This window comes from Pseudomonas sp. FSO-7 (assembly GCF_059579345.1).
This window is the reverse complement of record NZ_CM184193.1, coordinates 4,935,151-4,946,901: the sequence shown is the minus strand read 5'-3', so window position 1 is coordinate 4,946,901 and position 11,751 is coordinate 4,935,151. Positions and strand designations below refer to the sequence as shown.

Sequence of the window (11,751 nt, the reverse complement as noted above, 5' to 3'; positions counted from 1 at the left end):
CTTTGTAAAATTCATGTCGGCCGTGCATCCGTCCGGCTGGGCAATTGCCCACGGCGATAAGCGGCGCAGGCGTCTGGAGTCGACCTTACGCTGACCTGGCAAACAATCTCCGAGCCTGTGTCGGCTCAGGCTCGCCCATTGACCATCGGTCGGGCCTGTCAACCCTGACAGGTGTGGTTTTTTTCCTGCTGTTTAAGCTCAGTGTCGTTGAATTGTATAAATGCATCAGGAGAAAGACATGAGCACCATGAGTGAAGAAGAAAAATTAAAGCTTGTAAAAACGGCTACCAAGCTCGATGCGAAAGGCTCAATAGCTATTACGCTGAATGGGCGAACTACTAAAACCGAGGATGTTTATATTCTTGACGCTCCTGATAATTCCCTCATGGGATGGATAGGAGACGATAAAGGTATCGTCATCGTGCAGTTCTCCTCCCTGACAGGGCCTGGGAGCTATGACGTAAAGAAATATAATATCTGGATATACATGGCGTTTAACGGGTTTTTAGGGGCGGCGGAAACGGGAGATTTAACCCTTGATATCTTCGAGATGAAGAACAAATACCAAGGTCATTTCAATATTAAAACTGTGGATCACCAGAAAGTTGACGGGGTGTTTGACGTCTGGAAGGTATAGGTTTGAGCGTTGCGCTACTTGTTAAAAGATCCAGGAATACGAACCGCTAAGTATAAATAGCCCCGGGCGGTAGTGAATGCGCTGTTTGAAGACGCAGCCATACGGCCGGCCAATGAGGTCACTCAACGGGCTGCAGGCCTGGGAGGACATAACCATGAACAACATCGTACCCTTGCACCCCGGCAGTCCGTATGAAGCCTTTGCTGGCCAAGGTCTACTGGTTTTCCCGCCGCCAACCGGCATCGAGATAGAAAGCTTCGCCGGTCCAGCCGTCCAATTGCCGGATGGAAGGATATTCATGGCATTCATTAGAGCACCAGGCCTGCAATTGGAGCTGTGGCGCTTTACCGCGGAGGGGATGCCCGATCAAGGCTACGGAAATGGTGGCGGCTTGCAGATACCGGATTCGGGTTTCTTCAGCGTTACGGATGTTGCAGTTCTGGCCGATGGCAAAATTCTGGTCTACGGCTCGGGGCTGGAGCCGGTTACCGTGCGCTTGATGCGCGTCACATCGCAAGGCGCGCTTGATTCTGGTTTTGGTGACGCAGGCTTCGCCTGGGTGCCGCCCCCCATGGGGATGGTCTCGACCACGAGAATCGCCCTTCTGCCCGGTGGCCAGGTGATCTGCTCGGGCCGTGGTCCGAGTCACTCGACCTCAACGTCGTGGCTCATGCGTTTCACTGTTGATGGCGAAATCGATCATTCATTCGGCGAGCAGGGCATCGTGCTTTTGGCACCTGTGGGTTTACGCGGACCTCTGGTCGTCATGGCGAGTGGGCACATCCTCGCTACGGGAGTCATTGATGGGGGAGGTGCGTTAGTCGCCAAGTACCGATTCGATGGAAGCCCGGAGCGGACATTCGGGAGTGAGGGGTATGTCACTTTTATACGCATTGACGAGCGCCAGGCGGTGCTACATGCCCTCGCGTTGCAGCCGGATGGAAAACTGGTAGCGGCAGGGAGAATTGGTATCGACGGGGTGCATACCACCGATGCAGTTGTCCTGCGCCTCAACAGCGATGGGAGCCTTGATCGCGCGTTCAATGACGGGGAACCGTTTGTGGCGGTGAAGCGGGGCATCGACAGCGGGAACGCACAGGCTGTCGCCATTCAAGCTGACGGCAGGATCGTGGTAGGTGGACAAACGGCGGGGTTAGATCAGGGGATGCTTTTTCGTTTGGAAGAGAGTGGTGCCATTGACCACGGCTTCGGCCTTCCAAACCTCGATGGAAGCCCTGGATATGTGGGCTGGACACACACGCTCGAAGCCGGTTTTTTTGAGCAAGTCAGTCGCTTGGCACTGACCCCGGACGGCAATCTCCTGGTGCTTGGTAGCACTCGGGTGTATGAAGTGCCGTTCGAACGCCAGTACGTCTCTAAGTATTTGCTCTAGGAGCAAGCGCTCTCTCCACGGGGACCGTGCTGGCCTTGGGCTTTGGGCTCGCTTATTCCCATAAGCCATAACCCCCTTACTTTGCGTGATATGGCCGCGCCAGGTTTGCCGGTATGATAGGCGCCCCCGCAGTCCGGATTGCGAATACGCCATGACTCTGCAGTACCCCACCATCGCCGATTGCGTCGGCAACACTCCGCTGGTCCGCTTGCAGCGCCTGCCCGGCGAGACCACCAATACGCTTTTGCTCAAGCTCGAAGGGAACAACCCGGCGGGTTCGGTCAAGGACCGGCCGGCGCTGTCGATGATCACCCGTGGCGAATTGCGCGGGCAGATCCGGCCCGGCGATACGCTGATCGAGGCGACCTCCGGCAACACCGGTATTGCCTTGGCGATGGCGGCGGCGATCAAGGGTTACAAGATGATCCTGATCATGCCCGACAATTCCAGCGCCGAGCGCAAGGCGGCGATGACGGCCTACGGCGCCGAGTTGATCCTGGTGACTCAGGAGCAGGGCATGGAAGGCGCCCGGGACCTGGCCGAGCGCATGCAGGCCGAGGGGCGTGGCAAGGTGCTGGATCAGTTCGCCAACGGCGACAATCCCGAGGCCCACTACACCACCACCGGCCCTGAGATCTGGCGCCAGACCGACGGCACGATTACCCATTTCGTCAGCTCGATGGGCACCACCGGTACCATCATGGGCACCTCGCGCTACCTGAAAGAACAGAACCCGAACGTGCAGATCATTGGTCTGCAACCGATGGAAGGTTCGGCCATCCCGGGCATTCGTCGCTGGCCCGAAGAGTATCTGCCGAAGATCTACCAGGCCGAGCGCGTGGACCGCATCATCGATATGGCCCAGAGCGAAGCCGAGGACGTGACCCGTCGCCTGGCGCGTGAAGAAGGCATCTTCTGCGGCGTGTCTTCGGGCGGTGCCGTGGCGGGGATGCTGCGCCTGTCCAAGGAAGTGGAGAATGCGGTGATCGTCGCGATCATCTGTGACCGTGGCGACCGTTACCTGTCGACCGGCATTTTCGACGCGCCCAACTGATGGCCAAGCAAGAAAGAGGCTTGCGCTTCCAGCCCAGCGGCGGAAGCCGGGCCCCGCAAGTGCCCACGGGTAAAAAGCAGCGCTTGACCATCGAACGCCTGGCCAACGATGGCCGGGGCATTGCGTTTGTCGAGGGGCGGACCTGGTTCGTCATCGGTGCCCTGGCCGGTGAAGAGGTCGAGGCGCGGGTGCTCGGTGCCCACGGCAAAGTGGTCGAGGCCCGCACTGAGCGGGTGTTCCTGTCCAGTGAACTGCGCCGCGCCGCGCCGTGCATCCATGCCGGTCGTTGCGGCGGTTGCAGCGTCCAGCATTTGCCCCATGACGAACAACTTGCCCTGAAACAGCGCATGCTCGCCGAGCAATTGTCGCGGGTGGCTGGGGTCGAGCCGGAGGAGTGGGCCGCACCGTTGAGCGGGCCGGAATTCGGTTACCGGCGTCGCGCCCGGGTGGCGGTGCGTTGGGACCAGAAGGCGAAAAAGCTCGAAGTGGGTTTCCGTGCCGCCGGCAGCCAGGACATCGTCGCCATCGGTGATTGCCCGGTGCTGGTACAGCCCTTGCAGCCGATCATGAGCCGCCTGCCGGAGATGCTGCGACGCATGAGCAAACCCCAGGCGTTGGGGCATGTGGAATTGTTCGCCGGTTCGTCCCTCGCGGTATTGCTGCGCCACATGGCGCCGCTGTCGGAGGCCGACCTGACGATCCTCAAGGACTTCTGCGCGTTTCATGAAGCCCAGTTGTGGTTGCACGGTGAAGGTGAACCGCAACCGGTCGAGCCCGGGCAGGCCCTGGGCTTTCGCCTGGACGTCTGGGGCCTTGAACTGGCGTACCGGCCTGGGGATTTCATCCAGGTGAACGCCGGGGTCAACCAGGCGATGATCGCCCAGGCCTTGCAATGGCTGGCGCCGCGAGCCGAGGAACGGGTGCTGGATCTGTTCTGCGGCCTGGGCAACTTTGCCTTGCCGCTGGCCAAAAGCGTGCGCCAAGTGGTGGCCGTCGAAGGCGTGCAAACCATGGTGGACCGTGCGGCGGCCAATGCCGTCAGCAACAATTTGCATAACACTGCCTTTTTTCAGGCCGATTTATCCCAGCCTCTGGCGGGTGCCGAATGGATCGGCGAAGGCTTTTCTGCGGTACTCTTGGACCCACCTCGTGACGGTGCTTTCGAGGTGGTGCGCAAGCTGTCGTCCCTGGGGGCCAAACGGTTGGTTTATGTTTCGTGCAACCCGGCAACTTTGGCCCGGGATACGGTCGAACTGATCAAGCAGGGCTACCGGTTAAAACGTGCCGGGATTCTCGATATGTTTCCTCAAACGGCGCATGTCGAGGCCATGGCGTTATTTGAAGCGAGCCAGGATGGCTTGTCCGACTGACCCGCTCGTGCCAACCCGCCACAGTCCTGGGCGCAAACACGGGCATGAAGGTCAGCGAAGTTGACGCATTGAATCTGCGTCGTAGGGAAGGTAAGTAAAGATGGTACAGGTGAGAGCACACCAGCCGATCAACACCGACGGCAGTATCAATCTCGAGGCTTGGCTCGATCATGCGGTCAGCGTCGACATGGCACTGGATCGCGAGGCCTTGAAGGCCGCCTGCGAGTTCGCTCGCGAGGCGGAGCAGCAACACAACGCGGCGAAGAACCTGTGGTCCGAAGGCACCTCGAGTTTCCAGACGGGCCTGGAGATCGCCGAAATTCTCGCTGACCTCAAGCTCGACCAGGACTCCCTGGTGGCGGCGGTGCTGTACCGCGGCGTGCGCGAAGGGCAGATCCAGCTACCGGTGGTCAGCCAGCGCTTCGGCACCGTGGTGGCCAAGCTGATCGATGGCGTGCTGCGCATGGCCGCTATCAGCGCCAGCCTCAGTCCGCGCCAGTCCATGGTGCTGGGCACCCAGGGCCAGGTGGAAAACCTGCGCAAGATGCTGGTGGCGATGGTCGACGACGTGCGCGTCGCGCTGATCAAGCTGGCCGAGCGCACCTGCGCGATCCGCGCCGTGAAGTCCGCCGATGACGAAAAACGCAATCGCGTCGCCCGGGAGGTGTTCGACATCTACGCACCCCTGGCCCACCGTCTCGGCATCGGTCACATCAAGTGGGAGCTGGAGGACCTGTCCTTCCGCTACCTGGAACCCGACCAATACAAGCAGATCGCCAAGCTGTTGCATGAACGGCGCCTGGATCGCGAGCGCTTCATCACCGATGTGATGACCCAGTTGCGTGAAGAATTGCAGGCCACCGGCGTGGAAGCCGACATCAGTGGCCGGGCCAAGCACATCTACTCGATCTGGCGCAAAATGCAGCGCAAAGGCCTGGAGTTCAGCCAGATCTACGACGTTCGCGCCGTTCGCGTACTGGTCCCGGAAATGCGCGACTGCTACACCGCGCTGGGGATCGTGCACACCTTGTGGCGGCACATTCCGAAGGAGTTCGACGACTACATCGCCAACCCCAAGGAAAACGGCTATCGCTCGTTGCACACCGCGGTGATCGGCCCCGAGGGCAAGGTGCTGGAAGTGCAGATCCGCACCCACGCCATGCACGAGGAAGCCGAGCTGGGCGTTTGCGCCCACTGGAAATACAAGGGCACCGACGTCAAGTCCGGGTCCAACCACTACGAAGAGAAAATTTCCTGGCTGCGTCAGGTGCTCGAGTGGCATGAGGAGCTGGGTGACATCGGCGGCCTGGCCGAACAACTGCGTGTCGACATCGAGCCGGACCGGGTCTATATCTTCACTCCCGACGGCCACGCGATCGACCTGCCCAAGGGCGCGACACCGCTGGACTTCGCCTACCGGGTCCACACGGAGATCGGCCACAACTGCCGTGGTGCCAAGATCAACGGGCGGATCGTGCCGCTCAACTACAGCCTGCAGACCGGTGAACAGGTCGAGATCATCACCAGCAAGCACGGCACGCCGAGCCGCGACTGGCTGAACCCGAACCTGGGTTACATCACCACATCCCGGGCGCGGGCGAAAATCGTCCACTGGTTCAAATTGCAGGCCCGCGACCAGAATGTCGCCGCCGGCAAGACCTTGCTCGAGCGTGAACTCGGTCGCCTGGGCCTGCCGCAGGTGGATTTCGACAAGCTGGCCGAAAAAGCCAACATGAAAACCGCCGAGGACATGTTTGCCGCCCTCGGTGCCGGCGATCTGCGTCTGGCGCAGTTGGTCAATCTGGCTCAGCAACTGGTGGAGCCGGAGCGTGGCAACGAGCAACTGGAGCTGATCCCACGCAAGGCCACCGGCTACAAGCCGGGCAAGCGCGGCGATATCCAGATCCAGGGCGTGGGCAACCTGATGACCCAGATGGCCGGCTGCTGCCAGCCATTGCCGGGGGATGCGATCGTCGGCTACATCACCCAGGGCCGCGGCGTGAGCATCCACCGCCAGGACTGTGCCTCGGTGCTGCAACTGGCCGGGCGCGAGCCGGAGCGGATCATCCAGGTCAGCTGGGGCCCGGTGCCGGTGCTCACTTACCCGGTGGACATCGTCATCCGCGCCTACGACCGATCCGGTCTGCTGCGTGACGTGTCCCAGGTGTTGCTGAACGAGCGGATCAACGTGCTGGCGGTCAACACCCGTTCGAACAAGGAAGACAACACCGCGCTGATGTCCCTGACCATCGAGATTCCGGGGCTGGATGCGCTGGGGCGGTTGCTGGGGCGTATTTCTCAGTTGCCGAACATCATCGAGACCCGGCGTAACCGGACGCCAGGTTAAGCGCAGTCCAAAAATGTGGGAGCGAGCTTGCTCGCGATAGCGGTTTGTCAGCCACCAAAATACTGGCTGATTCGCCGCCATCGCGAGCAAGCTCGCTCCCACAGGGATTTTTATGATGGGATGGATTGATGTACAGCCTTGAAGACCTGCTCCACCTGATGAACCGCCTGCGGGACCCGCAGTACGGCTGTCCGTGGGACATCAAGCAAACCTACGCCACCATCGTGCCTCATACGCTTGAAGAAGCCTACGAAGTGGCCGATGCGATCGAGCGCGGCGATTTCGATCACCTCCAGGGTGAGTTGGGCGACCTGTTGTTCCAGGTGGTGTATTACAGCCAGTTGGCTCGGGAAGAAAACCGCTTTGAATTCGCCGGCGTGGTCGACAGCATCACCCGCAAGCTGATCCGCCGCCATCCTCATGTATTTCCTACCGGTGACCTGTATGCGCCCGTGGATATCCCGCGCCTGAGCGAAGAACAGGTCAAGCAGCGCTGGGAAGAAATCAAGGCTGAGGAACGGGCCGAGAAAGCCTCGGCGCCCGAGCAATTGTCGCTGCTCGACGATGTACCGGGGGCGCTGCCGGCATTGTCTCGCTCGGCGAAGCTGCAGAAGCGTGCCGGCCAGGTCGGTTTCGACTGGCCAGGGCCTTTGCCGGTGCTCGATAAAGTCCGCGAGGAACTGGACGAAGTGCTCGAAGCCATGGCCGACAACGATCCGGTGGCCATCAGCGACGAGATCGGCGATCTGCTGTTCAGCGTGGTGAACCTGGCGCGCCACCTCAAGGTCGATCCGGAAACCGCGCTGCGCGACGCCAACGGGAAATTCGAGCGGCGGTTCCGATTTATCGAACAGGCATTGCGCGACACCCACCGTCCCATGGAAGATTGCACCCTCGAAGAGTTGGACGCCTTGTGGGGCGAAGCCAAACGTCAGGAAAAGAATTTGCCCAGCTGTGGCTGAGGCCGTTGCCTAAGTGAGTAAGCACCATGAGCCTTTCCCTTCGCGACCAGTTGCTCAAAGCAGGGCTGGTCAACCAAAAGCAGGCCAAGCAGGTCGGCAAAGAGAAACAGAAGCAGCAACGCCTGGCCCATAAAGGCCAGATCGAACTGGATGATTCCCAGCAGCGTGCCGCCCAGGAAGCCATGGCCGAAAAGGTCAAGCGCGACCAGGAACTCAACCGGCAGCAGCAGGAAAAGGTCGAGCAGAAGGCCCGGGCCGCACAGATCAAGCAATTGATCGAAGTCTCGCGTCTGCCGAAGCTGACCACCGAGGACTATTACAACTTCGTCGACGACAAGAAGGTCAAGCGCATCTCGGTCAATACGCTGATGCGCAACAAGTTGAGCAGTGGCTCCCTGGCGATCGTCCACCACGCCGGCGGCTACGAAGTGATCCCGCGCGAGGCAGCCCTGAAGATCCAGGAACGCGACCCCAAGCGCATCGTCCAGCTCAACACTCAGACTGAAGAAGTGGATGCCGATGATCCGTACGCGGCGTATCAGATTCCTGATGATTTGATGTGGTAAGCGCGGTGCAATGCCATTGAGCTGAAACACAAAGCCTGTGGGAGCGAGCTTGCTCGCGATGGCGTCGTATCAGTCAGCATCTTTGCCACTGATAGACCGCTATCGCGAGCAAGCTCGCTCTCACAGGATTTTCATCGCCAATTCTTACGATTCCGCCATCTCACGCGAGCGCAACCTTTCCTCGCGCTCCAGCTCAGCCTTGTAGCTGTGGGCGTCCGTTTCGGAGTGGAACATGCCCACCAGTAGATCCTGTTGATGCACGTCCCAAATCCGGATGCCAGCGGCAATGCCTTCGTGGGACATATGGGCGTCGTCGCGTTCAGTTACTTTCACAGTCATCTTGCAAGCTCCAATCTCTGTTATCTGCAGCAAGGCGTGTGCAGGACTTTGTTATAGATTTGGATAGCGTGCTAAGTAAATGCCTCGGTTCGTTAAGAAGTTTTCATGCAAAGCGCAACAATTCTGCAGGCCAGGCAGTGCGCGGCATTCGGTCGCAGGTGGCGTTCATGAAGAAGTTTTCATGTTGCAGCGGCAATCCTTGAGTAAAAGCGAAACCCCCCTGTGGGAGCGAGCTTGCTCGCGATAGCGGTGTATCAGTTGGTGGTGATGTTGACTGTGAAGCCGTCATCGCGAGCAAGCTCGCTCCCACAGGCGATAGGTGGTGGGTTTGAAACTCGGGCAACAAAAAAGCCCCGCATGTGCGGGGCTTCTTGTTATCGGCGTTGATCAGCTGCCTTTCACAGCCTTGCCGTTGACCGTGCCGTCCTGGAGCATGATGTTGTACTCCTTGCCGTCGGTCTCGACCTGTTGCAGACGTACCAGCAGGTAATCCCAGTCCTTGGCGAACCAGAGCACGGTGATGCGCTTGCTTTGTGTCGGGTCGCGCACACGCTCGACCTTGATCGCATCGATCTGTCCGGCCTTGGTGTCGACCTTTTCCGAGCCCAGCACGCGGAAGTCATAGGTATCGACTTCGCCGTCATCGACGACCTGATAGCTCATGCTTTTCTTGCCGGCCGCCACGTCGTGCTGCAGGGCCAACTGGTAAGTGGATTTATCGACCATGCCACGGTTGAGCGGCAGTTTGACCGCATCGCCGCGATCGGTGCCGGTGACCATCTTGGTGTTCCAGTCGAAGTCCAGGTCGGCCTTCTTGGCCTTGCCCAGGCCACCCCGTTCGAAGTGGTAGGACTGCGGCAGCAGGGTGTCCTTGTCCAGGGTCAGGGTGCTTTCTTCGGTCAGGCTGGCGATCATCATCGAAGCCTTGAAGCTCAGCTTCCAGGTGCCGTTGGCCTCCTTGGTCAGGTTGCGCTCGGCGGTGCCGCTCATGGGCAACTGTTTCCAGTCGGCGGTGTAGCTGGCGGAGAACGGTTGAAGTTCTGCGGCCTGTGCCAGGGGCAAGGCAAGCAGAGCGCAAGCGAAGAGCAGGGCGCGACGCATAAAATCTCCTAATATCGAATCAAATGGCCGCTGGCGGCGAGCAACTGGCCGTCCAGTGAGGCACCGCGATCGTCGAGGGTCAGCCTTCCTTCGGCAAACCAACGCACGGCCATCGGGTAGATCTGGTGCTCGCGGGCGTGAACCCTTTGCGCCAGGCTTTGCGGCGTGTCGTGCAACTCTACCGGTATTACTGCCTGTACGACCAGTGGTCCGCCATCGAGTTCCTCGGTGACAAAGTGCACGGAGCAGCCGTGCTCCGTGTCTCCGGCCTCCAGCGCGCGCTGGTGAGTGTGTAACCCTTTGTATTTGGGCAGCAGCGAGGGATGGATATTGAACAGGCGGCCCTGGTAGTGACGCACGAAGCCAGCGCTGAGGATGCGCATGAAGCCAGCGAGTACGACCAGTTGTGGATTGAAGGTGTCGATCTGTTCGATCAGTGCGGCGTCGAAGGCTTCGCGGCCCTCGAACGCCTTGTGATCGAGGACGCGGGTGTCGATCCCCGCGTCCCTGGCACGTTGCAGGCCGTAGGCATCGGCGCGGTTGGAAATCACTGCGCGGATACGGACCGGGCTGTCGCCGGTCCGTGTGCTGTCGATCAGAGCCTGCAAGTTGCTGCCGGTGCCGGACAGCAGCACCACGACATCACAGGTCGCGGACATCAGTGCGCCTTAAGGTTTTTCAGCTCGACCTGGGCAGCGCCTTCGGCGGCGGTGGCGATCTGGCCGATGACCCAAGGCTGCTCGCCGGCTTCACGCAGCACGTTCAAGGCGGTCTCGACGTGCTCCTGGGCCACGCAGATGACCATGCCCACGCCGCAGTTCAGCACGCGGTGCATTTCGGTTTCATCGACATTGCCTTTCTCTTGCAGCCAGTCGAACACGGCCGGGCGGGTCCAGCTCGCCACGTCGACCACGGCCTGGGCGCCTTTTGGCAGCACGCGCGGGATGTTGTCCAGCAGGCCACCACCGGTGATGTGGGCCATGGCCTTGACGGCGCCGGTGTCCTTGATCAGCTTGAGCAGCGGCTTGACGTAGATGCGGGTCGGGGCCATCAGCAGGTCGGCCAGTGGCTTGCCGTCGAGCTGGGTGTTTTCAATGTCGGCACCCGAGACTTCGATGATCTTGCGGATCAGCGAGTAGCCGTTGGAGTGTGGGCCGGAGGATGGCAGGGCGAGCAGGGCATCGCCGGCAGCGACTTTCGAACCGTCGATGATTTCGGCTTTCTCCACGACGCCGACGCAGAAGCCGGCCAGGTCATAGTCTTCGCCTTCGTACATGCCTGGCATTTCAGCGGTTTCGCCGCCGACCAGGGAGCAGCCGGACAGTTCGCAGCCGGCACCGATGCCGGTCACGACCTGGGCGGCGGTGTCGACGTTCAGTTTGCCGGTGGCGTAGTAGTCAAGGAAGAACAGCGGCTCGGCACCGCACACCACCAGGTCGTTCACGCACATGGCCACCAGGTCGATGCCGATGCTGTCGTGCTTGTTCAGGTTCAGGGCCAGGCGCAGCTTGGTGCCGACGCCGTCGGTGCCCGAGACCAGGACCGGTTGCTTGTAGCCGGCCGGGATCTCGCAGAGGGCGCCGAAACCGCCCAGGCCGCCCATGACTTCCGGGCGCGCAGTGCGCTTGGCGACGCTCTTGATGCGTTCGACCAATGCTTCACCGGCGTCGATGTCTACACCGGCGTCCTTGTAGCTCAGGGAGGGTTGCTTGCTCATGATCCAGGCCTTTAGGGGGGATTTCTGGGTAACGACCGACCGCCAGGGCCATTGAATAACCGTTGTACGAATTATTCCGGGGGCCCGGCCGTTGCCGGTCTGCGAAGGCGCGCGATTTTATCAGGCTTGAGGGGCAGCGGCCATCCTCGCGCCGACGGGCAGGGACATATCCGCGGAAAAAAACCGATATTTCTTATATTGGTACTGCGCAACGCCTCTGTATAAGGTGTAGCGGTAACCGGTTATGGTGATGACCGTGCGAAAC

At 60.4% G+C, this 11,751-nt stretch carries 11 protein-coding genes; 7 read left to right on the top strand and 4 right to left on the bottom strand.

All coding sequences use genetic code 11. The features are described from left to right. Positions 1-238: 238 nt before the first annotated feature. The 7 genes from AC515T_RS21595 to AC515T_RS21565 all read left to right on the top strand — a co-directional run bounded on the left by AC515T_RS21595 (position 239) and on the right by AC515T_RS21565 (position 8,329). Complete coding sequence (locus tag AC515T_RS21595) at positions 239-637, top strand: hypothetical protein (protein WP_496529952.1); 399 nt, start codon at positions 239-241, stop codon at positions 635-637. 154 nt (positions 638-791) lie between these two features. Further along, positions 792-2,030, top strand: coding sequence for a hypothetical protein (locus tag AC515T_RS21590; RefSeq protein WP_496529951.1), 1,239 nt, complete (start codon positions 792-794; stop codon positions 2,028-2,030). A 151-nt stretch (positions 2,031-2,181) separates the two neighbouring features. Then, a complete protein-coding gene (gene cysM / locus AC515T_RS21585) occupies positions 2,182-3,084 on the top strand; it encodes a cysteine synthase CysM (protein ID WP_092204023.1) in 903 nt (300 codons plus the stop codon). After that, positions 3,084-4,454, top strand: a complete 1,371-nt coding sequence (gene rlmD, locus AC515T_RS21580) for a 23S rRNA (uracil(1939)-C(5))-methyltransferase RlmD (RefSeq protein ID WP_496529950.1) — start codon at positions 3,084-3,086, stop codon at positions 4,452-4,454. Before cysM ends, rlmD begins: the two co-directional genes overlap by 1 nt. 100 nt (positions 4,455-4,554) lie before the next feature. Continuing rightward, the gene (relA, locus tag AC515T_RS21575; protein WP_014339754.1) at positions 4,555-6,801 is read left to right on the top strand and encodes a GTP diphosphokinase; all 2,247 of its coding nucleotides are present in this window, start codon (positions 4,555-4,557) and stop codon (positions 6,799-6,801) included. Between the two features lie 128 nt (positions 6,802-6,929). Then, positions 6,930-7,763, top strand: coding sequence for a nucleoside triphosphate pyrophosphohydrolase (mazG, locus tag AC515T_RS21570; RefSeq protein ID WP_122569233.1), 834 nt, complete (start codon positions 6,930-6,932; stop codon positions 7,761-7,763). Positions 7,764-7,789: 26 nt separating this feature from the next. Beyond that, positions 7,790-8,329 (top strand): DUF2058 domain-containing protein, encoded by a 540-nt coding sequence (locus AC515T_RS21565; protein WP_053124301.1) that lies wholly within the window; start codon positions 7,790-7,792, stop codon positions 8,327-8,329. A 144-nt stretch (positions 8,330-8,473) separates the two neighbouring features. Here AC515T_RS21565 and AC515T_RS21560 read toward each other — a convergent pair whose 3' ends face one another. The 4 genes from AC515T_RS21560 to purM all read right to left on the bottom strand — a co-directional run bounded on the left by AC515T_RS21560 (position 8,474) and on the right by purM (position 11,486). Continuing rightward, the gene (locus tag AC515T_RS21560) at positions 8,474-8,668 is read right to left on the bottom strand and encodes a hypothetical protein (protein WP_025215049.1); all 195 of its coding nucleotides are present in this window, start codon (positions 8,666-8,668) and stop codon (positions 8,474-8,476) included. 387 nt (positions 8,669-9,055) lie between these two features. Continuing rightward, entirely contained in the window at positions 9,056-9,769 is a 714-nt protein-coding gene (locus tag AC515T_RS21555) for a DUF3108 domain-containing protein (RefSeq protein WP_060741064.1), read from the bottom strand. A gap of 8 nt (positions 9,770-9,777) precedes the next feature. After that, positions 9,778-10,428: a phosphoribosylglycinamide formyltransferase gene (gene purN, locus AC515T_RS21550; RefSeq protein WP_060741065.1), complete on the bottom strand. Its 651-nt coding sequence runs from the start codon at positions 10,426-10,428 to the stop codon at positions 9,778-9,780. Further along, entirely contained in the window at positions 10,428-11,486 is a 1,059-nt protein-coding gene (gene purM / locus AC515T_RS21545) for a phosphoribosylformylglycinamidine cyclo-ligase (protein WP_003204658.1), read from the bottom strand. The genes purN and purM overlap by 1 nt, the downstream gene beginning before the upstream one ends. Positions 11,487-11,751 lie beyond the last annotated feature (265 nt).